At 61.6% G+C, this 26,621-nt stretch carries 21 protein-coding genes; 15 read left to right on the forward strand and 6 right to left on the reverse strand.

Annotation, left to right across the window (positions count from 1 at the left end; translation table 11 throughout):
- Nucleotides 1-29 precede the first annotated feature (29 nt).
- From RLCC275e_RS09675 to RLCC275e_RS09715, 9 genes are all read left to right on the forward strand, one after another.
- On the forward strand, nucleotides 30-1,106 hold the full coding sequence (locus tag RLCC275e_RS09675; RefSeq protein WP_033182624.1) for a BMP family ABC transporter substrate-binding protein: 1,077 nt from the start codon (nucleotides 30-32) through the stop codon (nucleotides 1,104-1,106).
- Between the two features lie 144 nt (nucleotides 1,107-1,250).
- Nucleotides 1,251-2,213, forward strand: a complete 963-nt coding sequence (gene ytfQ, locus RLCC275e_RS09680; protein ID WP_003559333.1) for a galactofuranose ABC transporter, galactofuranose-binding protein YtfQ — start codon at nucleotides 1,251-1,253, stop codon at nucleotides 2,211-2,213.
- Nucleotides 2,214-2,443: 230 nt separating this feature from the next.
- On the forward strand, nucleotides 2,444-3,967 hold the full coding sequence (gene ytfR, locus RLCC275e_RS09685) for a galactofuranose ABC transporter, ATP-binding protein YtfR (protein WP_033182625.1): 1,524 nt from the start codon (nucleotides 2,444-2,446) through the stop codon (nucleotides 3,965-3,967).
- On the forward strand, nucleotides 3,964-4,977 hold the full coding sequence (locus RLCC275e_RS09690) for an ABC transporter permease (protein ID WP_033182626.1): 1,014 nt from the start codon (nucleotides 3,964-3,966) through the stop codon (nucleotides 4,975-4,977). Before ytfR ends, RLCC275e_RS09690 begins: the two co-directional genes overlap by 4 nt.
- A complete protein-coding gene (gene yjfF, locus RLCC275e_RS09695) occupies nucleotides 4,974-5,942 on the forward strand; it encodes a galactofuranose ABC transporter, permease protein YjfF (RefSeq protein ID WP_033182627.1) in 969 nt (322 codons plus the stop codon). Before RLCC275e_RS09690 ends, yjfF begins: the two co-directional genes overlap by 4 nt.
- A gap of 16 nt (nucleotides 5,943-5,958) precedes the next feature.
- Nucleotides 5,959-6,744: a FadR/GntR family transcriptional regulator gene (locus RLCC275e_RS09700; RefSeq protein WP_033182628.1), complete on the forward strand. Its 786-nt coding sequence runs from the start codon at nucleotides 5,959-5,961 to the stop codon at nucleotides 6,742-6,744.
- Between the two features lie 108 nt (nucleotides 6,745-6,852).
- A complete protein-coding gene (gene glmU, locus RLCC275e_RS09705) occupies nucleotides 6,853-8,214 on the forward strand; it encodes a bifunctional UDP-N-acetylglucosamine diphosphorylase/glucosamine-1-phosphate N-acetyltransferase GlmU (RefSeq protein ID WP_033182629.1) in 1,362 nt (453 codons plus the stop codon).
- Nucleotides 8,215-8,323: 109 nt separating this feature from the next.
- Nucleotides 8,324-10,150 carry a glutamine--fructose-6-phosphate transaminase (isomerizing) gene (glmS, locus tag RLCC275e_RS09710; RefSeq protein WP_033182630.1) on the forward strand — a complete coding sequence of 609 codons (1,827 nt, stop codon included), beginning with the start codon at nucleotides 8,324-8,326 and terminating at the stop codon, nucleotides 10,148-10,150.
- A gap of 135 nt (nucleotides 10,151-10,285) precedes the next feature.
- Nucleotides 10,286-10,993: a DUF502 domain-containing protein gene (locus tag RLCC275e_RS09715; RefSeq protein ID WP_012757426.1), complete on the forward strand. Its 708-nt coding sequence runs from the start codon at nucleotides 10,286-10,288 to the stop codon at nucleotides 10,991-10,993.
- A 79-nt stretch (nucleotides 10,994-11,072) separates the two neighbouring features.
- Here the strand turns inward: RLCC275e_RS09715 and recG are convergent, their stop codons facing one another.
- The gene (recG, locus tag RLCC275e_RS09720) at nucleotides 11,073-13,178 is read right to left on the reverse strand and encodes an ATP-dependent DNA helicase RecG (RefSeq protein WP_033182769.1); all 2,106 of its coding nucleotides are present in this window, start codon (nucleotides 13,176-13,178) and stop codon (nucleotides 11,073-11,075) included.
- Nucleotides 13,179-13,269: 91 nt separating this feature from the next.
- Between recG and RLCC275e_RS09725 the strand changes: the two genes are divergently transcribed.
- From RLCC275e_RS09725 to RLCC275e_RS09735, 3 genes are all read left to right on the forward strand, one after another.
- Complete coding sequence (locus RLCC275e_RS09725; RefSeq protein ID WP_012757428.1) at nucleotides 13,270-13,575, forward strand: FAD assembly factor SdhE; 306 nt, start codon at nucleotides 13,270-13,272, stop codon at nucleotides 13,573-13,575.
- Nucleotides 13,572-17,072, forward strand: coding sequence for a transcription-repair coupling factor (gene mfd, locus RLCC275e_RS09730; RefSeq protein WP_033182631.1), 3,501 nt, complete (start codon nucleotides 13,572-13,574; stop codon nucleotides 17,070-17,072). Before RLCC275e_RS09725 ends, mfd begins: the two co-directional genes overlap by 4 nt.
- A gap of 88 nt (nucleotides 17,073-17,160) precedes the next feature.
- Nucleotides 17,161-17,628, forward strand: coding sequence for an OsmC family protein (locus RLCC275e_RS09735; protein WP_033182632.1), 468 nt, complete (start codon nucleotides 17,161-17,163; stop codon nucleotides 17,626-17,628).
- 11 nt (nucleotides 17,629-17,639) lie between these two features.
- Here the strand turns inward: RLCC275e_RS09735 and RLCC275e_RS09740 are convergent, their stop codons facing one another.
- Complete coding sequence (locus RLCC275e_RS09740; RefSeq protein ID WP_033182633.1) at nucleotides 17,640-18,311, reverse strand: DsbA family oxidoreductase; 672 nt, start codon at nucleotides 18,309-18,311, stop codon at nucleotides 17,640-17,642.
- A gap of 68 nt (nucleotides 18,312-18,379) precedes the next feature.
- Nucleotides 18,380-20,197 (reverse strand): extracellular solute-binding protein, encoded by a 1,818-nt coding sequence (locus RLCC275e_RS09745; RefSeq protein WP_033182634.1) that lies wholly within the window; start codon nucleotides 20,195-20,197, stop codon nucleotides 18,380-18,382.
- Nucleotides 20,198-20,481: 284 nt separating this feature from the next.
- Between RLCC275e_RS09745 and RLCC275e_RS09750 the strand changes: the two genes are divergently transcribed.
- The gene (locus RLCC275e_RS09750) at nucleotides 20,482-21,144 is read left to right on the forward strand and encodes an invasion associated locus B family protein (protein WP_130707618.1); all 663 of its coding nucleotides are present in this window, start codon (nucleotides 20,482-20,484) and stop codon (nucleotides 21,142-21,144) included.
- Nucleotides 21,145-21,255: 111 nt separating this feature from the next.
- On the opposite strand, the gene hspQ is transcribed toward RLCC275e_RS09750, so the two are convergent.
- The 3 genes from hspQ to RLCC275e_RS09765 all read right to left on the reverse strand — a co-directional run bounded on the left by hspQ (nucleotide 21,256) and on the right by RLCC275e_RS09765 (nucleotide 23,573).
- The gene (hspQ, locus tag RLCC275e_RS09755; protein ID WP_003539613.1) at nucleotides 21,256-21,585 is read right to left on the reverse strand and encodes a heat shock protein HspQ; all 330 of its coding nucleotides are present in this window, start codon (nucleotides 21,583-21,585) and stop codon (nucleotides 21,256-21,258) included.
- 161 nt (nucleotides 21,586-21,746) lie between these two features.
- Entirely contained in the window at nucleotides 21,747-23,156 is a 1,410-nt protein-coding gene (gene glnA / locus RLCC275e_RS09760) for a type I glutamate--ammonia ligase (RefSeq protein ID WP_003559365.1), read from the reverse strand.
- Nucleotides 23,157-23,234: 78 nt separating this feature from the next.
- Entirely contained in the window at nucleotides 23,235-23,573 is a 339-nt protein-coding gene (locus RLCC275e_RS09765) for a P-II family nitrogen regulator (RefSeq protein WP_003539626.1), read from the reverse strand.
- A gap of 343 nt (nucleotides 23,574-23,916) precedes the next feature.
- Between RLCC275e_RS09765 and RLCC275e_RS09770 the strand changes: the two genes are divergently transcribed.
- Both RLCC275e_RS09770 and RLCC275e_RS09775 read left to right on the forward strand, forming a co-directional pair.
- Entirely contained in the window at nucleotides 23,917-25,389 is a 1,473-nt protein-coding gene (locus tag RLCC275e_RS09770; RefSeq protein WP_033182635.1) for a bifunctional ADP-dependent NAD(P)H-hydrate dehydratase/NAD(P)H-hydrate epimerase, read from the forward strand.
- Between the two features lie 194 nt (nucleotides 25,390-25,583).
- Nucleotides 25,584-26,600, forward strand: a complete 1,017-nt coding sequence (locus RLCC275e_RS09775; protein ID WP_033182636.1) for a DUF808 domain-containing protein — start codon at nucleotides 25,584-25,586, stop codon at nucleotides 26,598-26,600.
- The last annotated feature ends 21 nt before the right edge of the window (nucleotides 26,601-26,621 follow it).

A 26,621-nucleotide genomic window follows, 5' to 3' on the forward strand; every position in this document is an offset into this window, starting at 1 on the left:
GCAATAACTTCAAACCAACAGGGGTCATCATGAAGAAGTTAGCATTCACACTTGCCGCCTCGGCTGCCGCCGTGATCGGCATCTCTTCCGCCGCTCAAGCCGCGGACAAGACGAAGGTCTGCTTCGTCTATGTCGGTTCGCATACCGACGGCGGTTATTCGCAGGCCCACGATCTAGGCCGCCAGCAGGTCCAGGCCGAGTTCGGCGACAAGATCGATACGCCTTACCTCGAAAACGTGCCGGAAGGCCCGGATGCCGAGCGCGCCATCGAGCGCCTTGCCCGTTCCGGCTGCAAGCTGATCTTCACGACGTCCTTCGGCTTCATGGATGCGACGGTCAAGGTCGCCGCCAAGTTCCCGGACGTCAAGTTCGAGCATGGCACCGGCTACAAGGCCGGCCCCAACCTTGCGACCTACAATTCGCGCTTCTATGAAGGCCGCTATATCCTCGGCCAGATCGCCGCCAAGACTTCGAAGAATCACGGCGCCGCCTACATCGCCTCCTTCCCGATTCCCGAAGTTGTGATGGGCATCAACTCCTTCGAGCAGGGGGCCAAGTCGGTCGATCCGAGCTTCAAGCTGAAGGTCATCTGGGTCAACACCTGGTTCGACCCCGGCAAGGAAGCCGATGCCGCCAAGGCGATGGTCGACCAGGGCGTCGACGTGCTGACCCAGCACACCGATACGACAGCGCCGATGCAGGTTGCCGAAGAACGCGGCATCCACGCCTTCGGCCAGGCCTCCGACATGATCGCAGCAGGCCCAAAGGCTCAGCTGACGGCAATCGTCGATACCTGGGGTACCTACTACTCCAAGCGCGTTCACGCCCTTCTCGACGGCACCTGGAAGTCCGAGCAGAGCTGGGATGGCCTGAAGGACGGCATCCTGAAAATGGCGCCCTACACCAACATGCCTGATGACGTGAAGAAGATGGCCGAGGAGACCGAAGCCAAGATCAAGTCAGGCGAACTGCATCCCTTCACCGGCCCGATCAACAAGCAGGACGGCACGCCTTGGCTGAAGGCCGGCGAGAAGGCCGATGACGGCACCCTGCTTGGCATGAACTTCTATGTCGAAGGTGTCGACGATAAGCTGCCGGGTAAATAGTCCCGTAGCCATCTCGCGGATGCGAAGAGTGCCCCTGTGGGCGCTCTTTTTTTGCTGCAGCGCATCCCAAGATTCCGATTTACAAAAGTAATACTATATGATTTTTTGACCCTGCGCCGCGAGATGCGGCATTGGGAGGAAATCATGAAATTGAAGACTGCACTTTTGAGTGCCACGATTCTGGCTGCCTGCATGTTCGGTTCGGCTTCGGCCGCCGGCCTCACTGTCGGCTTCTCGCAGATCGGCTCGGAATCGGGCTGGCGTGCGGCTGAAACGACTGTGACCAAGGAACAGGCCAAGAAGCGCGGCATCGATCTGAAGTTTGCCGATGCGCAGCAGAAGCAGGAAAACCAGATCAAGGCTTTGCGCTCCTTCATTGCTCAGGGCGTCGATGCCATTCTCATTGCTCCGGTCGTTGAAACCGGCTGGGACGACGTTCTCAAGGAAGCCAAGGAAGCCAAGATTCCGGTCATCCTTCTCGACCGTACCATCAAGGCTCCGGACGATCTCTATCTGACGGCTGTTACGTCGGACCTGGTCCATGAAGGCAAGGTCGCAGGCGACTTCCTGGTCAAGACCGTCGGCGACAAGAAGTGCAATGTCGTAGAACTTCAGGGCACAACCGGTTCTTCGCCGGCCATCGCCCGCAAGAAGGGCTTCGAAGAAGCCCTTGCCGGCCACGACAACCTCAAGATCGTTCGCAGCCAGACCGGTGACTTCACCCGCACCAAGGGCAAGGAAGTCATGGAAAGCTTCCTGAAGGCCGAGAATGGCGGCAAGGATATCTGCGCTCTCTACGCCCATAACGACGACATGGCCGTCGGCGCCATCCAGGCGATCAAGGAAGCCGGCCTGAAGCCCGGCAAGGATATCCTCGTCGTCTCCATCGACGCCGTGCCCGATATCTTCAAGGCGATGTCCGAAGGCGAGGCCAACGCCACGGTCGAGCTGACGCCGAATATGGCAGGTCCGGCCTTCGATGCGCTCGAAGCCTATCTGAAGGACAAGAAGGCTCCGGCCAAGTGGATCCAGACCGAGTCCAAGCTCTACACGCCTGCCGACGAGCCGATGAAGGTCTACGAAGAGAAGAAGGGTCAGGGCTACTGATCTGATGTGACACTGCTGCATAATTCCTTAAATCGGAATTCGATTTCGGGATAAATCATGCAGCAATTCAAAGCGCTACAGCGTCCTCTATGCGTCTCGAAAAGACCAGGCGGCGCTGTAGAACCGCACCGGCCCGTCATGGACCGGTGCGGAACTGCCTTTGCCGCCTTGGGACGTCATGTCCGGCCGCGGCGCGGCTTTTGCCGTCAATATCAGGAAAACAGACCCTTATGATTCACGATTTCGAGAACGTTCTCGCGGCCTCCGGAATATCGAAATTCTTTCCTGGCGCAGTGGCGCTGGATAAGGTCGATTTCACGCTCCGCAGAGGCGAGGTGCATGCATTGCTCGGCGAGAACGGCGCCGGCAAGTCGACGCTGATCAAGTGCATCACCGGCGCCTATCATCGTGACGAGGGCAGCCTGACGCTCGACGGCCAGGAAATCAATCCGGCCAATACGCTCGCCGCCCAGAAGCTGGGTATCGGCACGGTCTATCAGGAGGTCAATCTCCTTTCCAATCTGAGCGTCGCCGAAAACCTCTTTCTCGGACGCCAGCCGAGGCGCTTCGGCATGACCGACGTCCGTGCGATGAACCGCAAGGCGCGCGATCTCCTCGCCGGCTATGGCGTCGATATCGACGTTACCGCCGAACTCGGCCGTTTCTCCGTCGCTGTCCAGCAGGTGGTTGCCATCGCCCGCGCCGTTGATCTTTCCGGCAAGGTGCTGATCCTCGACGAGCCCACCGCAAGTCTCGACAATCAGGAAGTCGCGCTGCTCTTCCGCATCATCGAAGACCTGAAAAAGCGCGGCCTCGGCATCGTCTTCATCACCCATTTTCTCGAGCAGGTCTATGCGATCAGCGACCGTATCACCGTGCTGCGCAACGGCAAGCTCGTCGGCACCCGCGACGCCGCCGATCTGCCGCGCCAGGGCCTGATCGCCATGATGCTCGGCCGCGAACTGGCGCATGTAGAAGAGACCGTCAGGGAACGCAGCCTTGCGGCCGGCGACGTCCGATATCATTTTGCAGGCTACGGCAAACGCGGCAAAGTCAAACCATTCGATCTTGAAGTGCGCGCCGGAGAGGTGGTCGGCGTTGCCGGACTGCTCGGTTCCGGCCGCACCGAAACCGCCGAACTGCTTTTCGGCATCGAGCATGCCGACAGCGGCAGCGCCACGATCGACGGCCAGCCGGTGACGATTTCGAGCCCGCGCGCCGCGATCGCAAAGGGTTTCGGCTTCTGCCCCGAGGACCGCAAGACCGATGGCATCATCGGCGACCTGTCGATCCGGGAGAACATCGCACTTGCCCTCCAGGCCCGCCGCGGCTGGACGCGGCCGCTGTCGCGTGCCGAGCAGAACACGCTTGCCGACCGTTACATCAAGGCGCTCGATATCCGCACCACCGATCGCGAGAAGCCGATCCGGCTACTGTCAGGCGGCAATCAGCAGAAGGCGATCCTCGCCCGCTGGCTGGCGACCAATCCCAAGTTTCTGATCCTCGACGAGCCGACCCGCGGCATCGATGTCGGCGCCCATGCCGAGATCATCCGGCTGATCGAAGAGCTCTGCGCCGGCGGCATGTCGCTGATCGTGATTTCCTCGGAACTTGAAGAGCTTGTCGCCTATAGTTCACGTGTCATCGTACTTCGCGACAGACAGCATATCGCTGAACTGACAGGCGAACGTATCACCGCTGCCGGCATCGTCGAAGCCATCGCCGCCGCCGAACAAAAGATGGAGGATGCATGAGGTCCTCGCTGAAAGCGCTGGCATATCGCCTGGCGCCGCAATTGATTGCGCTCGTTGTCATTCTTCTGTTGAATTTCATAACGTCACCGCAGTTTTTTAATGTCGTGGTTCAGAATGATCGCCTCTATGGCAGCCTGATCGACGTGCTGAACCGCGGTGCGCCGGTGGCGCTGCTGGCGATCGGCATGACGTTGGTCATCGCCACCAAGGGCATCGACCTGTCCGTCGGTGCGGTCATCGCCATCTGCGGCGCAGTCGCCGCATCGTCGATTGTTTCAGGAAATTCAGTTGCCTACACCATTATCCTGACACTTATGATCGGGCTTGCCTGCGGCGTCTGGAACGGGTTCCTGGTGGCGGTCCTCAACATCCAGCCGATCATCGCCACGCTGGTGCTGATGGTGGCCGGCCGCGGCATCGCCCAGCTGATCACCGAAGGTGCGATCCTGACCTTCAACGATGACGGGCTGACCTTCTTCGGCAGCGGTTCCATGGCTCTCCTGCCGATGCCTGTCGTCATCTGGCTTCTCGTCGGCCTGCTCGTGATCCTGCTTGTCCGCCGCACGGCGCTCGGCATGCTGATCGAGGCCGTCGGCATCAATCGCCGCGCCAGCACGCTCTCCGGCATTCAAACGCCGGTGCTGCTGATGGCGGTCTATATGCTGAGCGGGCTCTGCGCCTCGATCGCGGGCATCATCGTCGCAGCCGACATCAAGGGCGCCGATGCCAACAATGCCGGCCTCTGGTTGGAACTCGACGCGATCCTCGCCGTCGTCGTCGGCGGCAATTCGCTGCTCGGCGGCCGCTTCAGCATTCTCGGGTCGCTGATCGGTGCGATGATCATCCAGGCGGTGAATACCGGCATCCTGTCCGCCGGCTTCCCGCCTGAATTCAACCTGATCATCAAGGCCGTCATCATTATCGTCATCCTCGTCATCCAGTCGCCGGCGGTGCAATCGCTCGCCATCTTCGCCAGCCGCCGGCAGGGCGGTAGGGAGCAGCCGAAATGAACTCCAAATACCTGCCGCTGCTTGCGACCATCGTCATCTTCGTGCTCGCCTATGCCGGCTGCGCGTTGCAATATCCGAACATTCTGTCGACGCGCGTCATCGGCAATCTTTTGACCGACAATGCCTTTCTCGGCATCGCTGCCGTCGGCATGACTTTCGTCATCATCTCGGGCGGCATCGATCTGTCGATCGGCTCGGTCATCGCCTTTACCGGCGTCTTCCTCGCGGTGATCCTGCAGAATACCTCGATCCATCCGCTGCTCGCCTTCGCGATCGTGCTCGTCATCACCACTGCCTTCGGCGCCATCATGGGCGCGATCATCCACTATCTGGAAATGCCGGCCTTCATCGTCACGCTTGCCGGCATGTTCCTGGCGCGCGGCATGGCCTTCGTGCTCTCGATCGACAGCATCCCGATCGATCACGAATATTATTCGACGCTGACGAGCCTTTATTACCGTCTACCCGGCGGCGGGCGGCTGACGCTGATCGGCGGCATCATGCTTCTGGTCTTTGCCGTCGGCATCTTCATCGCCCAGCGCACCCGCTTCGGCACCAATGTCTATGCACTCGGCGGCGGTCCGCAGACGGCGCGGCTGATGGGCGTGCCGGTCGGCCGCACGACAATCCAGATCTATGCCCTGTCGGGCTTTCTTGCGGGCCTATCCGGGATCGTTTTTTCGCTGTACACCTCTGCCGGATATTCTCTTGCAGCAGTCGGCGTCGAACTCGATGCCATCGCGGCGGTGGTCATTGGGGGGACGCTGCTGACCGGAGGAGCGGGATTCGTGGCGGGAACCTTGATCGGTATCCTGATCCAGGGGCTCATTCAGACCTACATCACCTTCGACGGCACGCTGTCGAGCTGGTGGACCAAGATCCTGATTGGCCTTCTGCTGTTTGCATTCATCCTGATGCAGAAAGCCATCCTGTTCGTTTCCAGTCTGAACAAGAGGTACGCCTGAGGGGGAGACGGATCGCTTGCGCTACAAATTGGACGAGACACGCAAGACGGGGCGCAGAACCCGGACGAGCCACGCTCAGGTCGTCGACGAACTCGGTAAGGCGATCGTCGCCGGCACCTATCCCGTCGGCTCGATCCTGCCGGGCGATACGGAACTGGCGCAGCGTTTCAAAGTGTCCCGCACGGTCTTGCGCGAGACGATGAAGACGCTCGCCGCCAAGGGCATGGTCGTCGCCAAGGCCCGGGTCGGCACGCGTGTGACTGAGAAGAATCTCTGGAACATGTTCGACAGCGAGATTATCGCCTGGCACTTCGACAACGGCGTGACGGAAGAATTCCTGCTGCAGCTCTACGATATTCGTCTCGCCTTCGAACCCTTCGCCGCCGGTCTCGTCGCCGAGCGAGCGAATGCCGACGAGATCGAAATGCTGCGCGGGCTGGCGCTCGAGATGGCAGCGGCTGGTCATACGGCCGACAGCCTGGCACTCGCCGACCTTCATTTTCACCTGGCGATCGCCGAAGCCTCGCACAATCCCTTCATGCGGACACTGGGCAGCCTCATCGAAGCGGCTCTCGTCGGCATGTTCCGGATGAGCACGCCGCCAACCGAAAACGGCTTCGCCAATATCGCCGATACCCATATGCGCATCGTCGACGCGATCGTGTCCGGCGATAACGCCGCCGCGCGCCGTGCGATGGAGGACGTCATCCTGGACGGTCGCATTCACGTGCACGAAGCCTTCGCGGCCCGCGGTTCCGAGGCCATCATAGGATCGATTTCGGCCGTAATTTCACCTTTGTGAAGGCTTTGCATATCGACAGCGATTTATCCTTAAATCGATTCCGATTTAGGGATTTTTGCAGTATGAGGCGATAAAGCCGCCTCATGGCGCGGATTCGCGGAGCAAATCATGGAACGCACTTGTCTTGCCGTCATCCTTGCCGCCGGTGACAGCACGCGGATGAAATCCTCGAAATCGAAGGTGCTGCATCCGGTCGCCGGACGGCCGATGATCGCCCATGTGGTCGAGGCGGTCGCCTCCGCCGGCATCTCGTCCGTCGCCCTTGTCGTCGGCCGTGATGCCGAGGACGTGGCAAAGGCGGCGAGCATCGGCGGCGTCAGCATCGAATCCTATCTGCAGAAGGAACGCCTCGGCACCGGCCATGCAGTGCTGGCGGCGCGTGAAGCGATCGCCAAGGGCTACGACGATATCCTCGTCACCTATGGCGATGTGCCGCTTCAGACCGACGGACCGCTGAAGGCCGCCCGCCAGGGCCTTGCCAATGGCAGCGATGTCGTCGTCATCGGCTTCCACACTGACCGCCCGAGCGGCTACGGCCGCCTGCTCGTCAAGGATGGCGAACTCATCGCCATCCGCGAGGAGAAGGACGCGACCGATGCCGAGCGCACCGTCACCTGGTGCAACAGCGGGCTGATGGCGATCAACGGCAGCAAGGCGCTCGATCTTCTCACGCGCATCGGCAATGCCAATGCCAAGGGCGAATTCTATCTGACCGATCTCGTCGAGATCGCCCGTTCGCTCGGCGGACGCGTCACGGCCGTCGATGCTCCCGAGATCGAGATGACCGGCTGCAACACCCGTGCCGAACTCGCCGTTATCGAACGTTTCTGGCAGGAGCGCCGCCGCCACCAGATGATGCTTTCAGGCGTCACCATGATCGCGCCGGAAACGGTCTTTCTCTCCTACGATACCGTCATCGGTCAGGATGCGCTGATCGAGCCGAACGTCGTCTTCGGTCCTGATGCTGTGATCGACAGCGGCGCCGTCATCCATGCCTTCTCGCATATCGAAGGCGCGCACGTCAGTCAGGGCGCGACCGTCGGGCCCTTTGCGCGACTGCGGCCGGGTGCGGATCTCGGCACCGGTTCGAAGGTCGGCAATTTCTGCGAGGTCAAGAATGGCCGGCTCGGCGAGGGCGCCAAGGTCAACCACCTGACTTATATCGGCGATGCCGTCATTGGCGCCGGCAGCAATATCGGCGCCGGGACGATCACCTGCAACTATGACGGCGTCAACAAGAGCGAGACGGTGATCGGCGAAAACGCCTTCATCGGTTCCAACTCCTCGCTGGTGGCGCCGGTGACGATCGGCGACGGTGCCTATATCGCCTCCGGCAGCGTCATCACCGCCAACGTGCCGGCGGACGCGCTGGCGCTCGGTCGTGCCCGGCAGGAGAACAAGCCCGGCCGCGCGACGCTGCTACGCGAGCGTGCGCTGGCCATCAAGGCGGCGAAGAAGGCGAAAGCCTGATCGGCCTTGCGTAACCGGCGGAAATTCAAAGTGACCGCCGAGGTGATTGAGAAATAAGCAGGAATCGTTAGGACTGGCCTCATTGTTTGAGGCTTCGTGGGGATATTATATGTGCGGCATTGTGGGGATCGTCGGAACTGCGCCTGTTGCCGGGCGCTTGGTCGATGCGCTGAAGCGTCTCGAATATCGCGGTTACGATTCCGCCGGCGTCGCCACCATTCATGACGGCGTGATGGATCGCCGCCGCGCCGAGGGCAAGCTTTTCAATCTGGAAAAGCGGCTCGACAGCGAACCGCTGCCCGGCACCGTCGGCATCGCCCACACGCGCTGGGCGACCCACGGCATTCCCAATGAGACCAATGCCCATCCGCATTTCGTCGAAGGCGTCGCCGTCGTCCATAACGGCATCATCGAGAACTTCTCCGAGCTTCGCGATGAGTTGACCGAAGAGGGTTCGGTCTTCGAAACCCAGACCGACACCGAGGTGGTCGCCCATCTGATGGCGAAATATTTGCGCGAAGGCCTGGAGCCGCGCGCTGCCATGCTGAAGATGCTGAACCGGGTCACCGGCGCCTATGCGCTGGCCATCATGCTTAAGGCCGATCCAGGCACGATCATGGCCGCCCGTTCGGGCCCGCCGCTCGCCGTCGGCTACGGCCGCGGCGAGATGTTCCTCGGCTCGGACGCGATCGCGCTCTCGCCCTTCACCAACGAGATTACCTATCTCGTCGACGGCGATTGCGCCATCCTCACCCGCGACGGTGTCGCGGTGCTCGATTTCGCCGGCAAGCCGGTCAAACGCGCCCGGCAGATCTCGCAGGCGACCGCCTATGTTGTCGACAAGGGCAACCACCGCCATTTCATGGAAAAGGAAATCTACGAGCAGCCGGAGGTGATCTCCCACGCGCTCAGCCACTATGTCGATTTCGCCAAGAATACGATCGGCGCCAATGCCGCCGCGATCGACTTCAAGGCGGCGACCGGTCTTGCGATCTCGGCCTGCGGCACTGCCTATCTTGCCGGCCTCGTCGGCAAATACTGGTTCGAGCGTTATGCCCGCCTGCCTGTTGAAATCGACGTCGCCTCCGAGTTCCGCTACCGCGAAATGCCGCTGTCGCCGTCGCAGGCAGCGCTCTTCATCTCGCAGTCCGGCGAGACTGCCGATACGCTGGCATCGCTGCGCTATTGCCGGGACAACGGGTTGAAGATCGGCGCGGTCGTCAATGTCCGCGAATCGACAATTGCGCGTGAATCCGACGCCGTCTTCCCGATCATGGCTGGCCCCGAAATCGGCGTCGCCTCGACCAAGGCCTTCACCTGCCAGCTTGCCGTGCTGGCAGCGCTGGCGATCGGCGCCGGCAAGGCGCGCGGCACGGTGAGTGCTGACGAAGAGAGGGCGCTGGTGCGCCATCTCGCCGAAATACCGCGCATCATGAGCCGGGTGCTGAACCTCATCCAGCCGCAGATGGAAAGCCTGTCGCGCGAGCTGTCGAAGTGCAAGGACGTGCTTTATCTCGGCCGCGGCACCAGCTTCCCGCTCGCCATGGAAGGCGCGCTGAAGCTCAAGGAAATCTCCTATATCCATGCCGAAGGTTATGCCGCCGGCGAACTGAAACATGGACCGATCGCGCTGATCGACGAGAACATGCCTGTTATTGTCATCGCCCCTTACGACCGTTTCTTCGAAAAGACCGTCTCGAACATGCAGGAGGTCGCAGCCCGCGGCGGCCGCATCATCTTCATCACCGACGAGGCCGGTGCAGCGGCTTCGAAACTGCCGACCATGGCGACGATCACCCTGCCTGTGGTCGATGAAATCATCGCGCCGATGATCTTCTCGCTGCCGATCCAGTTGCTCGCCTATCACACCGCCGTCTTCATGGGCACCGATGTCGACCAGCCGCGCAACCTGGCGAAATCGGTGACCGTGGAATAAGCCTGTAACGCCGCGACCGTCGCGCCGAAACATATTGTGCGACGCCCCGAATTCTGGCAATTTTGCTCTGCGGACAAGGGGGAAGGGCCGGCGTACCGGCCTGTCCACGACTGAGATGGAGATCATCAGGAAACGATGACCGACAACACCCCCAGAATGCCGGTCGCGACGCGGCTGAGGAACAATTTTCTCGCAGGGCTGATCATCTGCGCGCCGATCGCGATTACCATCTGGCTGACCTGGACCTTCATCCATTGGTCGGACAGTTGGGTCCGGCCCTATATTCCAGCGCGCTGGAATCCGGAAAGCTATCTCAATTTCGCCATTCCCGGTTTCGGCCTGCTGATTGCCATCGTGCTGATCACCGTCGTCGGCTTTCTCGGCAAGAACCTCATCGGCCAGAGCATCGTCCGTTTCGGCGAATCGATCGTTCAGCGCATGCCGCTGGTGCGCACGATCTACAGAAGCGTGAAACAGATTTTCGAAACCGTGCTGAAGGAACAGGCGAATTCCTTCAAGAAGGTCGGCCTCATCGAATATCCGGGTCCCGGCCTCTGGGCACTGATCTTCATCGCCACCGACGCCAAGGGCGAAATCGCTTCGAAGTTCAATGCGATGGGCCAGGACATGGTCGCCGTCTTCCTGCCGCCGACGCCGGTGCCGACCGCCGGCTTCCTCATCTTCGTGCCGCGCGAGAAGATCGTCATGCTCGATATGTCGCCGGAAGACGCCGCCAAGTTCCTGATTTCAGGCGGGCTCGTGGCGCCCGAGCACAAGCCGGCTGATCCGAAGCAGAAGCATTTGCCGCGGCCGAAGCCGGTGGCGGTTTCCAAAGCGGAATGATGCATGTCGCCCAAAAGTGTTCAGCGGTTTTGGGGCAACGACATGCATAGAACAAAGACTTAAAGCGCCGTAGCGTGCTTTATCCAGCCCTGAGAAAACGGATCGCCTCGTCGCGACGGAAAAGATAGAGCAGGGTGCGGATCGCCGCTCCCCTTTCGCTGGTCAGCTCCGGATCCCGCTCGATGAGGTAAGCCGCATCCTTGCGGGCGATCTCCAGCAGGTCGGCATGCGCCTCGAGGCTGGCGATGCGGAAGCCCGGCGTGCCGGATTGCCGTGTGCCGAGCAATTCGCCTTCGCCGCGCAGCTTCAGGTCCTCCTCGGCAATGCGGAAACCGTCCTCCGTCTCCCGCATGATCGAAAGCCTGGCATGGCCGGTCTCGCCGAGTGGTCCCTTGTAGAGCAGGATGCAGGTCGAGGCTTCGTCTCCGCGCCCGACGCGGCCGCGCAGCTGATGCAATTGCGCCAGGCCGAAGCGTTCGGCATGTTCGATCACCATGATCGTCGCATCCGGCACGTCGACACCGACCTCGACGACGGTCGTGGCGACGAGCAGCCGGGTCTCGCCATTCTTGAACGCCATCATCGCCGCGTCCTTTTCCGGCCCGCTCATGCGACCGTGGATGAGGCCGATGCCCGGGCCAAGTGCTGAGACCAGCGTCGCATGCCGTTCCTCGGCCGACATCAGGTCGAGTTCCTCGGACTCTTCCACCAGCGGGCAGATCCAGTAGGCCTTCTTGCCCTCAGTGATCGCGCTTTGCAGCCGGCCGACGATTTCGCCGGTCCGTTCCATCGGCACGGTGATCGTCTGGATCGGCTTGCGGCCGGCCGGCTTTTCGGTGAGCTTGGAGACGTCCATATCGCCGAAGGCGGCAAGCACCAGCGTGCGCGGGATCGGCGTTGCCGTCATGACCAGCATATGCGGCGAGAGGCCCTTGGCGGTCAGCCGCAGGCGCTGATGCACGCCGAAACGGTGCTGCTCGTCGACGACGGCAAGCATCAGATTGGCATAGGCGACGCTGTCCTGGAACAGCGCATGCGTGCCGATGACGATCTGGGCAGCGCCCGAGGCGATTCGCTCCAGGATTTCCTCCCGTTCGCGTCCCTTGGTGCGCCCGGTCAGCACCTCGATGCCGAGCCCGGCGGCGGCGGCGAATTTCGAGATCGTTGTGTGGTGCTGCCGCGCCAGGATTTCGGTCGGCGCCATCAGCACGGCCTGGCCGCCGCTCTCGATCACCGCCGCCATCGCCATCAGCGCCACCAGCGTCTTGCCGGAACCGACATCGCCCTGCAGCAGCCGCAGCATGCGCTCGTTGCCGGCCATATCCTTCAAAACCTCGGCGATCGCCTCGTTCTGGCTGCCGGTCAGCGAGAAGGGCAAGGTCTTCAGGATCTTGCTGCTGATGGCGCCGGTCGCAGTGACCGGCTGGCCCGCTACCTTGCGCAGCCTCTGCCGCACCAGGCTCAGCGACAGCTGGCCGGCGAGGAACTCGTCATAGGCAAGCCGCCGCCGGGCAGGGGCTTGCGGGTCTATATCGCTGGGATCGCGCGGCTCGTGCAGCATGTGGAAACTGTCGCGGATCGACGGCAGGCCCTGTTTCTCAGTCAGCGCCAGGTCGATCCATTCCGGCAGCTCGGGAAAACGCGGCAGGCCGGCGTCGATGATCTTGCGCAGCGTCTTCGGCGAGAGCCCCGCCGTCAGCGGATAGATTGGCTCGACCAGCGGCAGGCTCTCCGCCTCGTCGGCCCTGACGATATAATCGGGATGCACCATCGAGGCGCGGCCGTTGAACCAGTCGATCTTGCCGCTGACCGTCACCTCCGCGTCCACAGGCAGCTGCTTTTCCAGCCACGCCGCCTGTCCGCGGAAGAACACCAGCGTCAGTTCGCCGGTCTCGTCATGCAGGAAGACGCGGTAGGGGATATTGCTTTTGCCGCCCGGCGGCACTTGGTGGCGGTCGACGCGCGCCGTGATCGTCACGATCGCCCCCTGCGGCGCGCGGGCGATGCCTGGCTGGTTGCGCCGGTCGATCAGCGAGAAGGGCGCGTGGAAGAGCAGATCGATGACCCGGCAATCCTCCAGCGTCTCGCGCCCGAGCAGCTTGACCAGCAGGTCGGCGATCTTCGGGCCGACGCCCGGAAGGCCCGAAATAGGGGAAAACAGAGGATCGAGAATGGCGGGGCGCATGCGGCCAAAATGCGATGAACAATGCGGCCTTGGCAAGGCTGACAAGCCGCTTTCCAGGGTCTATAGAGGCGCATCAACAGGAAGGTATGCCATGACAGGTGTCACGCTCACCAGTGCCGGTCTCGACCCGCGCCGCCGCCGGATCCTTTTCCGCTGCTGGCATCGCGGCATTCGCGAGATGGATCTGGTCTTCGGACAGTTCGCCGAAGCCGAGGTCGCCAGATTGTCGGAAGCCGAGCTCGACGAGTTCGAGACGATCATGGCGGAAGAGGACAACGATCTCGTCCGCTGGATCATGGGAACATGGCCGGTGCCAGAGCGTTTCCAAACACCGATGTTTGCCCGCATCGCCGCCTATAAGCCCGATTTTGACAAGCCCCTCAGGACGCCGGAATGATCCCTGGTTTCGATGCGAAGAAGCTTGCGGCCATTGCCGAGCAGCTGACGATCGGCAATGTGCCGGCAGGTCTTGAGACGCTGCTGCTCGCCGAGCTCGCCCGAACGGGAGAGCCGGTCGCCTATGTCATGTCCGACGGCCACCGCATGGCCGATCTCGAACAGATGCTGGGCTTTGTCGCCCCCGACATTCCGGTTCTCACCCTGCCGGCCTGGGACTGTCTGCCCTATGACCGCGTCTCGCCGAGTGCCGACACCTCGGCCCGCCGACTTGCCGCACTCGGCGGCCTCATCGCCCATCGCAAGAAGCCGCATGCGGCAATCGTGCTCGTCACCGCCAATGCCATGCTGCAAAAGGTGGCGCCGCAGGATGTCATCGAAAGCCTGACTTTTTCGGCCCGTCCCGGCAACCAGCTGCGCATGGACGATCTCGCGGGCCGCCTGGAACGCAATGGCTTCGAGCGCGTCGCGACCGTTCGCGAGGTTGGCGAATATGCGGTGCGCGGCGGCATTCTCGACGTCTTCGTGCCCGGTTCGGAAGAGCCGGTCCGCCTCGATTTCTTCGGCGACACGCTGGAGAGCATCCGCAGCTTCGATCCGGCCAGCCAGCGCACGACAGGGCAGGTGCGATCCCTCGATCTCAACCCGATGAGCGAGGTGACGCTGACGCCGGATACGATCAGCCGTTTCCGCAAGAATTACCTCTCCGCTTTCGGCGCGACCACACGCGACGACGCGCTCTATCTTGCCGTCTCCGAAGGCCGCCGTTACCCCGGCATGGAGCACTGGCTGCCGCTTTTCTACGAGAAGCTCGATACCGTCTTCGATTATCTCAGCGGCTTCCGGATCGTCATCGACCATACGGTACGTGAGGCAGCAGAAGAGCGCTCCAAGCTCGTTTTCGACTATTACGACGCCCGCCTGAACTCCGGCCAGCCGGCCAAGGGGATGACGCAGGGCACGCCTTACAAGCCGGTGACGCCGGGCCAGCTCTATCTCGACAGCAAGCTTTTCGTCAAAACCCTCGACGCGCTGGGTGCGATCCGCATCAGCCCCTTCAACGAGCATGAGGGCGAGGCGCGGCGGGTCGTCAATGTCGACGCCCGCCAAGGCCAGCGCTGGGCCCGTTCGAATGCTGAGGGCGGCGGCGATGCCGAACGCATCAACATCTTCGACGTCGTCGTCAAGCATATTGCCGACCGCCGCGCTGCCGGCGCGAAAGTGCTCATCACCGCCTGGACCGAAGGCTCGCTGGAGCGCCTGCTGCAGGTGCTGAACGAACACGGCCTGGAAAAGGTCAAGCCGATCGAAGCGCTGAAGGATGTCGGTTCGCTGGCGAGAGGCGAGGCGGCGGCCGCCGTGCTCAGTCTCGAAGCCGGCTTCGAGGCCGGCGATCTCGTCGTCATCGGCGAGCAGGACATCCTCGGCGACCGTATGGTGCGCCGCTCCAAGCGCCGCAAGCGCGCAGCCGATTTCATCTCGGAGGTCGCGGGCCTCGATGAGGGCTCGATCGTCGTCCACGCCGAACATGGTATCGGCCGCTTTATAGGGCTGAGGACCATCGAGGCCGCAGGCGCGCCGCATGCCTGCCTCGAACTGCAATATGCCGATGACGCCAAGCTCTTCCTGCCGGTCGAGAACATTGATCTTCTCTCGCGTTACGGCGGCGAGGGCACCGAAGCCCAGCTCGACAAGCTCGGCGGCGGCGCCTGGCAGATGCGCAAGGCCAAGCTCAAGAAGCGCCTGCTCGACATGGCCGATGCACTGATCCGCATCGCTGCCGAGCGCCTGACGCGCCACGCGCCGATGCTGACGACGCCGGAAGGCCTCTACGACGAATTCGCCGCCCGCTTCCCCTATGACGAGACCGAGGACCAGGAAAACGCCATCGAGGCTGTGCGTTCTGATCTCGGCGCCGGCCGGCCGATGGATCGCCTCGTCTGCGGCGACGTCGGCTTCGGCAAGACGGAAGTGGCGCTGCGCGCCGCCTTCGTCGCAGCGATGAACGGTGCCCAGGTCGCCATCGTCGTGCCGACGACACTGCTTTCCCGCCAGCACTTCAAAACCTTTTCCGATCGTTTCCGTGGTTTGCCGGTACGTATCCAGCAGGCCTCGCGTCTCGTCGGCGCCAAGGAGCTGGCGCTGACCAAGAAGGAAGTGGCGGAAGGCAAGACCGATATCGTCGTCGGCACCCATGCACTGCTCGGCGCTGGCATCAAATTCGCCAATCTCGGCCTGCTCGTCATCGACGAGGAACAGCATTTCGGCGTCAAGCACAAGGAGCGGCTGAAGGAGCTGAAAAGCGACGTGCATGTGCTGACGCTGTCGGCAACGCCGATCCCGCGCACGCTGCAGCTTGCCATGACCGGCGTGCGCGAACTGTCGCTGATCACCACGCCGCCGGTCGACCGCATGGCGGTGCGCACCTTCATCTCGCCCTTCGACAGCCTAGTCATCCGCGAGACGCTGATGCGCGAGCATTATCGCGGCGGCCAGAGCTTCTATGTCTGCCCGCGCCTCGCCGATCTCGAGGACGTGCATGCCTTCCTGCAATCGGATGTGCCGGAGCTGAAGGTCGCCATCGCCCATGGCCAGATGCCGGCCGGGGAACTCGAAGACATCATGAACGCCTTTTATGAAGGCCGTTACGACGTGCTGTTGTCGACCACCATCGTCGAATCCGGTCTCGATGTTCCCACAGCTAATACGCTGATCGTTCACCGCGCTGATATGTTCGGCCTCGCCCAGCTCTATCAGCTGCGCGGCCGCGTCGGCCGCTCGAAGGTGCGCGCCTTCGCGCTCTTCACCCTGCCGGTCAACAAGGTGCTGACGGCCACCGCAGAGCGTCGCCTGAAGGTGCTGCAGTCGCTGGATACGCTCGGCGCCGGCTTCCAGTTGGCGAGCCACGACCTCGATATCCGCGGCGCCGGCAACCTGCTCGGCGAGGAGCAGTCCGGCCATATCAAGGAGGTCGGCTTCGAACTCTACCAGCAGATGCTGGAAGAGGCGGTCGCCGAGGTCAAGGGTGTCGACGAGATCCACGACACCGGCTGGTCGCCGCAGATCTCGGTCGGCACGACGGTGATGATCCCGGAAGGCTACGTGCCCGACCTGCATCTGCGCATGGCGCTCTATCGCCGTCTCGGCGAAATCACCGAGCTCAAGGAGATCGACGGCTTCGGCGCCGAGATGATCGACCGCTTCGGGCCAATGCCGATCGAAGTCCAGCACCTGCTGAAGATCGTCTACATCAAATCACTCTGCCGCACCGCCAATGTCGAAAAACTCGATGCCGGCCCGAAGGGCGTCGTCGTGCAGTTCCGCAACAAGGAATTCCCCAACCCGGCAAACCTCGTCGGTTATATCAGCAAGCAGGGCACGATGGCGAAGATCCGCCCCGACCACAGCCTGTTCCTGACCCGCGACCTGCCGACGCCGGAAAAACGGCTGCAGGGCGCTGCAGTTGTCATGACGCAATTGGCGGAGCTCGCGATATAGCGCAATTCCAGCAAAGCTGTGCCGCGGTTTTGCTGGGCAAAGCGCGAAGCGATTTTGCCGGGGAATTGTGTGGAAAAAGGAGATAGAGATGGCGACGTACGGCGCAACGATCGCCTGGCAGCGCAACGGCGAGACCTTCACCGACAACCGCTACAGCCGCGTCCACCGCTGGGGTTTCGACGGCGGCAGCGAGGTGAAGGCATCCTCTTCCTCGCATGTCGTTCCGCTGCCCTATTCGGCCGAGGATGCCGTCGATCCGGAAGAGGCTTTCGTCGCTTCGCTGTCCAGCTGCCACATGCTCTGGTTCCTGTCGATCGCCGCCAAACAGCGCTTTTGTGTCGACAGCTACACTGATGCCGCCGAGGGCATCATGGAGAAGAATGCCGAAGGCCGCCTTGCCATGACCGTCGTGACGCTCCGTCCGCATGTCGTCTTCAGCGGCGAGAAGCAGCCCTCGTCAAGCGAGCTCGAAGCCCTACACCATCGCGCCCACGACGAATGTTTCATCGCCAATTCGGTGAAGACCGAGGTGCGCTGCGTTCCGGTTCTGGGCTGAAGCCGTCGGCGTCAGTTCATGCCTGATCGCGCCTCGGCCTTCGCCTTGGCGATGTCCCGCAGTGCGTTCGCCAGCACGTCGGGCGTCTGTGCGCCGCTGACGGCGTATTGCTGATCGAAGATGAAGAACGGCACGCCGTTGACGCCCATCTCCTGCGCCGCCTTGATCTCGGCGACGATTAGATCGCGATCGGCATCGGAGGCAAGCAGCGAGCCGATGACTGAACGGTCGAGCCCGGCCTTTTCGGCGATATCGAGCAACACCGCATGGTAGCCGACATTGCGGCCTTCCTCGAAATTCGCCTTGAACAGCGCCGCAACGACCTTGTCCTGCTTCTCGCGACCTTCGATCATCGCCCAGTGGACCAGTCGATGCGCATCGAGCGTGTTCGGGCCGATCTTGATCGCCTCGAAATTAAAGGCGATGCCGACCTCGCGGCCGTAATCGCTGAGCATCTTATGCGCCTGCGCCACGCGCTCCTCGCCGCCGAGCTTTTCCGCCAGCGCCTTCTTCTGGTCGACACCTTCCTTGGGATAGTCGGGATTGAGCTGGTACGGCCGCCAGTTGATATCGACGCCGATTTGGTCCTGCACCTCGGCGATGGCGAGTTCCAGCCGCGCCTTGCCGAGATAGCACCAGGGGCAGACGACATCTGAGACGACGTCGATGGTGATACGCTCCATGATAATCTTCCTTATTCTCATGCGTCTCCGCGGGGCGACATTTCGGCCGGCAGCGGTTCGGTTGCTTCCTATTGCGCGCTCGCGTCCCACCATACCGGCAGCTGGTAGCCGTAGAGCGGCACGGTGTCGGGATGGCCGATGCGCTTGCTGCGCGCCACCCATTGCTGGTCCATATGATAGAGCGGCAGCACGTAATGGCCGGAAAGCAGCAGCCGGTCGTAGGAGCGCACCGCCGCGGTGAAATCCTCGGCCGAGCGCGCCCGGAGCAGATGATCGATCAAGGCATCGAGATCGGGGTCGGCAGCGCCCGCGAAGCTGTCGCTGCCCTCACGGGTCTTCGCGGCTGAAGACCAGCGGCCGAGCTGTTCGTTTCCAGGCGATAGCGAGGACGTGTAGGACTTCATGATCATGTCGTAGTCGAAGCTGTTCGTCCGGCTCTGATACTGCGAATCGTCGACCGTGCGGATCGAAACTGCGATGCCGATCGTCTGCAGCGAACGCTGATAAGCGACGGCAAGCTTCTCCTGGTCGGCATTCTGCGTCATGATCTCAAAGGCGAGCTGGCGGCCGGAGCCATCGAGCATCTTGCCGCCCTGGATCGTATAGCCGCCCTGTTTCAGTTGCTCGACGGCCTGTTTCAGCACATTGCGGTCGCGGCCGGAGCCGTCGGTGACCGGCAGCTTGTAGGTGCCGTCGAGAATCTCCGGCGCGATCTTGTCCTTGATCGGCCCGAGCAGGGCAAGCTCGGCCGCATTGGCAGGAACCCCGAAACTCGACAGCTCGGAATTCTGCCAGAAGCTCTGCGTGCGTTTGTAGGCGCCGGAATAAAGGTTCTTGTTCGCCCATTCGAAATCGAACACCAGCGACAGGCCTTCGCGCACCTTGGGATCGGCAAAGATCGGCCGGCGCGTGTTGAACACGAAGCCGAGCATGCCGCTTGGTAGTTTCGGTGTGAACACGTCCTTGACCACAGCCCCCGAGGTGACGGCGGGGAAATTATAGGCATTGGCCCAATGACCGGGATTGCCGTCGGGATAGATATCGACATCGCCCTTCTTGAAGGCCTCAAACAGCGTCGTATCCTGCAGGAAATACTGGACGGTGATCTGGTCGTAATTGTCCGTGCCGACCTTGGCGGGAATGTCCTTGCCCCAGTAGTTCGGATCGCGCTCATAGGTGATGCTCTCGCCGGGCTTCACCGTCTTCACCTTGTAGGGACCGGAGCCGACCGGCGGCGTCAGCGACGAACGGTCGAAGGTTGCCGGATCGATCGCATGTTTCGGCAGCACCGGGAACAGACCGAAGATCAGCGGCGTCTCCCGGTCGGCCTTGTCGTTGAAGGTGAAGCGCACGCTGTGTTCGCCGACCTTTTCCATCTTGGCGACGACGTTGAGGCGGTTGGCGAAGGGCACGCGGCCCTTGTCGCGCATCAGCTCGAAGGTGAACATCACGTCTTCGGGCGTCACCGGCTGGCCATCGGCCCATTTCGCCTTCGGATTGAGATTAAACTGGATGAATCTCCGGTCGTCGTCCCATTCGACCGTCTCGGCCAGAAGGCCGTAGAGTGTGAAGGGCTCGTCCCTGGAACGCTGCATCAGCGATTCGTAGACGAGATTGCCATAATCCGGATCCCACATACCGCGCGCCGTCGTGCGCATGCTCTTCAGGATGAACGGGTTGAGGTTGTCGAAGGTGCCGACCACGCCATAGGTGATCTTGCCGCCCTTTTTCACGTCGGGATTGACGTAAGGGAAGTGTTTGTAGTCGGCCGGCAAGGCCGGCTCGCCGTGCATCGCGATGCCGTGCAGCGCGATGCCGTGCAGCGGCTCGGCGGCAACAGTGCCGCACAGCAGCGAGAGGACGAGGGGGACGACGATCCGGAGCATTCGGCAATCCTTGATCCGTGAAAACGGGCATGATTCACCGCGGAGATTATCATGGGGTCGACCAATTCCAACACGGAGCGGCGATTTCTTTGGCATCGCGACGAAATGCACCTCAAATTGCCAAAGAAATGCTGGATATCTTGAACGCTGCGATGTAACAGGTGAACCCGAAGTTTCGGGGTCATGCATTTGCCTTATTTTTTTAAGAGGTGGAGTGCCGAACGACCCGATGGTTGGGGCGGCAAGACGCTGCCCCGAACGGATATCAGGAGACGGAATTCGTTATGATGTTCAAGTCTGAAATGAAAATGCGGGCAGCACTGTCCGTTCTGGCGGTGGTGTTCGGCGCTTCGGCTCCGGTCTCCTCCTTCGCACAGGATGCGGCAGCGCAGGCTCCGGCCGATGCCCCGGCACAGGCCGCAGGAGCGCCGAAGCTCGGCTGGTACAAGACCTGCAGCAAGCAGGAAGACAACGACATCTGTGTTGTCCAGAACCTGATCCTCGCCAATGGCGGCCAGCTCGTTACGGCGGTCGGCCTGATCTCGGTTTCCGGCAAGATCAACCGCAAGCTCCTGCAGGTCTCGGTTCCCACGGCACGCCTTGTTCCTCCCGGGGTCATCATGCAGATCGACGGCGGCAAGGGCCAGAAGCTCGATTACGCTGTCTGCCTGCCGGACAAGTGCACCGCCGAAATTCCGCTGACCGACGCGATGATCGCCAGCCTCAAGAAGGGCAGCGACGTGATCTTCACCTCGATCAACTTCCGCCGCGCCCCGAACCCGATCAAGATTTCGCTTGAAGGCTTCACCGGTGCTTATGACGGCGAACCGGTTTCCGAATCCAAGCTTGCTGAAAGCCAGCGCAGCCTGCAGGACAGCATGCAGAAGAAGGCCGAGGAGGCCCGCAAGAAGCTGGAAGACGCCCAGAAGGCAGCCAAGGCGCAGTAATCCTGCCATCATTTCTAGACAGAAACCCGGCCTTGCGCCGGGTTTTTTGTTGCGCAAAGAAAAGGCCTCGCCGGGATTGCGAGGCCTTGTTGATACGGTCGGGCATTCGGTCTAGTGGGCGAAGCTCATCTTGGGTTTGAACTGCCCTGACGGGGCCTGATCGAAGATCTGGTAGATCTGTGGGTTGCGAAGCGGCGTGCCGCTTTCGTCGTTCATCAGGTTCTGCTCGGAGACGTAGGCGACATATTCGCTTTCGTCATTTTCAGCGAGCAGGTGATAGAAGGGCTGGTCCCTGCTAGGGCGCACCTCGGCCGGAATGGAATTCCACCACTCCTCCGTATTCGCGAACTCAGGATCAACGTCGAAGATGACGCCGCGAAACGGAAATACCTTGTGCCGAACCACTTCGCCGATACTGAACTTTGCTACTCTTTCTTTCATGGTACGACTTCCTTTCATCACCAAATTTGGTGATTGGTGCCGCGCAAATCAAGATTTTGCACGCCGTTCGTCACATGAACGTCATATCCTCGCCATTTGCCGTTCATGACCTGGGAGGCGAAAGCCCCGGCGGGCCGGGACTTTCTGTGTTCTGAGCCCGATCAGGCCGAATAGTACATGTCGTATTCGACCGGATGCGGCGTCATTTCGAAACGCATCACCTCAGCCATCTTCAGCTCGATGAAGGCATCGATCTGGTCGTCGTCGAAGACGCCGCCGGCCGTCAAGAACTTGCGGTCCTTGTCGAGGCTTTCGAGCGCTTCGCGCAAGCTGCCGCAGACGGTCGGGATCTTTTTCAATTCCTTCGGCGGCAGGTCGTAGAGATCCTTGTCCATGGCCTTGCCGGGATGGATCTTGTTCTTGATGCCGTCGAGGCCGGCCATCAGCATGGCGGCGAAGGCGAGATAGGGGTTCGCGGTCGGATCCGGGAAGCGGACTTCGACGCGCTTTGCCTTCGGGTTGGTGCCGAACGGAATGCGGCAGGAAGCCGAGCGGTTACGCGCGGAATAGGCCAGCAGTACCGGGGCTTCATAACCCGGGACGAGACGCTTGTAGGAGTTCGTCGACGGGTTGGTGAAAGCGTTGATTGCCTTGGCGTGCTTGATGATGCCGCCGATATAATAGAGGCAACTTTCCGAAAGACCTGCATATTCGTCACCGGCGAAGGTCGGCTTGCCGCCCTTCCAGATCGACTGGTGCACGTGCATGCCCGAGCCGTTGTCGCCGAAGATCGGCTTCGGCATGAAGGTCGCCGTTTTGCCATAGGCGTTGGCCACCTGGTGCACGACATACTTGTAGATCTGCATCTTGTCGGCGTTGCGAACGAGCGTGTCGAACTTGATGCCGAGTTCGTGCTGGGCAGCGGCCACTTCGTGGTGATGCTTTTCGACGACGACGCCCATTTCGGAGAGAACCGTCAGCATTTCAGAACGCATGTCCTGGGCGCTATCGACGGGGGGAACCGGGAAGTAGCCGCCCTTGACACGCGGACGGTGCCCGAGGTTGCCGGTCTCGTAGTCGGTGTCGTCGTTCGACGGCAATTCGGTGGAATCGAGCTTGAAGCCGGTGTTATAAGGATCGGCCTTGTACTTGACGTCGTCGAAGACGAAGAATTCGGCTTCCGGGCCGACGAAGATGGTGTCGCCGATGCCGGAGGCCTTCAGATAGGCTTCGGCCTTCTTGGCGGTGCCGCGCGGATCGCGGTTATAGGCCTCGCCGGAGACCGGATCGAGGATGTCGCAGACGATGACCATGGTCGACTGGGCGAAGAACGGGTCCATATGCACCGTTTCGGTGTCGGGCATCAGCACCATGTCGGACTCGTTGATGGCCTTCCAGCCGCCGATCGAGGAGCCGTCGAACATCACGCCGTCAGCGAACATGTCTTCGTCGACGCAGACAACGTCCATCGTCACATGCTGCAGCTTGCCCTTCGGGTCGGTGAAACGCAGATCGACGAACTTTACGTCGTTCTCCTTGATCTGCTTCAGAATTTCGCTTGCGGTCGCCATTAATGAGTTTCCTCCGATTTGCGATGACGGTGTAGGTCGGCGATGACGGTAACGGACTTTGCGCGATTGGCAAAGTGGTCAGATGGCATCGATGCCGGTCTCGCCGGTGCGGATGCGGATAACCTCTTCGACGTTGGAGACGAAGATCTTTCCGTCGCCGATGCGGCCGGTCTGCGCCGCCTTGCGGATCGCATCGATGACAGCCTCCGCGTTCTCGTCGGCCAGTACGACCTCGACTTTGACCTTCGGCAGGAAATCGACGACGTATTCGGCTCCGCGGTAGAGTTCCGTGTGACCCTTCTGACGGCCGAAACCCTTGGCTTCCGTGACCGTGATACCCTGCAGGCCAACTTCCTGAAGGGCTTCCTTCACTTCGTCCAGCTTGAAAGGCTTAATGATCGCTTCGATCTTTTTCATGAGAAAATGTCTCTCCGCTTCTCTTGTTATGGCAGGAATTTTCCCGCTCGCGGGATATGATGCAGATATCGTGCCAGTTTGAAATCCATCTTATCGAAAAAAGACATCGATTCTGTCAAAACCGGCGCGTTTGCGGGGAATTTCACGTGGTTTTGGTAGCGGAACTGGTGGAAAAACATTGTCTCCGATCAAAATTACATCCGAAGCCGAAAAAGTCATGTATTTTCGCAATCGCGAATGCACATCTCGCGACGATCAAAATATAGGCAAATGCCTAAATTGCGTCCTTGTCTTTGGTATTTCAGGCGGTTGTTTTTTAGGCGTTTTTTGATTGAATAGGGTGATGATCAAACATTTGTCCGACCTTCTTCTCACGCCTGCCGAAATGGCTGCCGTCGATGCGGCCGCGGCCGCATCCGGCATCGACTCCTTTGGCCTGATGGAGAGGGCAGGTGCCGCGGTCGCGGCCGCTGCTCTGCGCCTTTATCCCGGAGCTTTGCGTTTCGTCGCACTCTGCGGACCCGGCAACAATGGCGGCGACGCCTATGTCGCGGCACGTCATCTGCGGCAGAGCGGGGCGGGGGTGGCGCTATTCCACCTCGGCGATCCCTCCCGGCTGAAGGGCGATGCCGCCCGTGCCCGAGCCGGTTGCGTGGTCCAGGGGCAAAACCTCGACCTCTATCGGCCGGAAACCGGCGACGTCGTCATCGATGGCCTGTTCGGGGCGGGGCTTGGCCGCGAGGTGCCGGCCAATGCGCGCGCGCTGATCGGCCGCGTCACCGAGGCCGCTATTCCGGTGCTCGCCATCGATCTGCCCTCCGGCCTCGATGGCCGCACCGGCAAAGTGCTGGGTGCCGCCTTCCGGGCTCGGAACACCATCACCTTCATGACCCGCAAGCCCGGCCATCTGCTGATGCCGGGTAGGGAGCTTTGCGGTGAACTGGAGGTCTTCGACATCGGTATTCCCGCCCGCATCATCCGCGCTGAGGCAGGCGGTGTCATCGCCGAGAACACGCCGGATGCCTGGAAGCGTGTGCTGCCGGCCGAGCAGCTGGACACCCACAAATACAAGCGCGGTCATCTGGTCGTCTTCTCAGGTGAAGCCGACAAGACGGGTGCCGCGCGCATGTCGGCGATCTCGGGCCTGAAGGCCGGCGCCGGCCTGGTGACGATCGCCGCCCCGCATGCGGCGATGGCCGCCAATGCTGCGCATCTCACCGCCGTCATGCTGCATGCCATCGACGACGAGGCCGACCTCGGCGACTGGCTCTCCGACAAGCGGCTGCAGACCTTCGTCCTCGGCCCTGGTTTCGGTATCGGCGCCAGGGCGCGCGGCTTCGTCTCGGCCCTTGCCGATCGCCATCTGGTGCTCGATGCCGACGGCATCTCCTCGTTCAAGGACGATCCGCAACAGCTGTTTGATCTTTTCCAGGGTGAGTCGCGTCTGGTGCTGACGCCGCACGAAGGCGAATTCGGCCGGCTCTTTCCCGATATCGCCGGCGACGATGCGCTCGGCAAGGTGGATAAGGCTGTGGCCGCCGCCCGCCGCGCCAATGCCGCGATCATTTACAAAGGCGCCGATACCGTCATCGCAGCACCCGACGGCCGTGCGCTCATCAATACCAACGCTCCCGTCTGGCTTGCCACCGCCGGTTCAGGCGACGTGCTGGCCGGCATCATCGGCGGCTTGCTCGCCCAGGGCCTGCCGGCCTTCGAGACCGCGGCCGCGGGCGTCTGGCTGCACGGCGAGGCCGGCCAACGCGCCGGCAAGGGGCTGACGGCGGAGGAGCTTGCAGCCGAGGTGTTGCCGCTTTAGCGCCTCCGCATGGGCCAGCACTACGGCAGGTCCGTCTTTCGCTGGACGAGGGCGGGTTGAGCCCGATGCCGGCTGAATAACGGCCATTGTCGTCGCGATCCTTGCGTGGCATCTTCCCGGCGGAGGATTCCACCTCTCGTTGACGGGCTTTCCGTTTTTTACTGCGTAAGACTGTCTTCTCGACGGAGGCTCGAATGAGTATTGGCCTGATCGCCCTTCTTGATGATATCGCGGCATTGGCCAAGGTGGCTGCGGCGTCGCTCGACGATATTGCCGGCCAGGCTGCCAAGGCAGGCGCGAAAGCGGCTGGCGTCGTCATTGATGATGCGGCCGTCACACCCCGCTACGTCACCGGATTTTCGGCAGCACGCGAATTGCCGATCATCGGCAAGATCACGCTCGGCTCGCTGAAGAACAAGCTTCTGATCCTGCTTCCCGCAGCACTGATCCTGAGCCTTGTCGCACCGCAGGCGATCACGCCGCTGCTGATGATCGGCGGGCTTTATCTCTGCTACGAGGGTGTGGAAAAAGTCTACGGGCTGGTGCTGCCGCATGCGGCCCACGCCCATGAATCGGCACTCGAGGCGACGAGCCTCGATGCCAAATCGCTAGAAGACGAGAAGGTTGCCGGCGCAATCAAGACGGATTTCATCCTGTCGGCCGAGATCATGGCGATTACCCTCGCCGCGGTGCCGTCAGGCAGCATGTTCACGCAGGCCGTCATCCTTGCCGTCGTTGGGCTGGGCATCACGGTCTTGGTCTATGGCGGTGTGGCGCTTATCGTGAAGGCCGATGATCTGGGTCTGATGCTGGCGCGTGTGCAGGCGGCATCTCCGATGGGCGCCTTCCTGCGTTCGATCGGAAAGGGGCTTGTCACGGGCATGCCTTATTTTCTGAAAGTGCTCGGCATTGTCGGAACGGCCGCCATGATCTGGGTCGGCGGCGGCATAATCGTTCATGGCCTCGAAGCCTACGGGATCGGCGGCCTTGCGCATCTGATCCATGATGCCGGCGAGGCGACGGCGCATGCCATTCCCGTTCTGGCATCGGTACTGCGCTGGATCGTCGAGGCCACAGGAGCGGGCATCGTCGGTATCGTCGCCGGCTTGATCGCAATTCCGGTCGCAGGCTACGCCGTTTCGCCGCTATGGCGGTACCTCAAATCGCTCCTGCCGCGCCGGAAAGAGGCGCTGGCGAACGAGAAGAAATGAAGCCTGCCGTTATCGGCGGGC

Source organism: Rhizobium brockwellii (genome assembly GCF_000769405.2).
Classification (GTDB): Bacteria; Pseudomonadota; Alphaproteobacteria; order Rhizobiales; family Rhizobiaceae; genus Rhizobium; species Rhizobium brockwellii.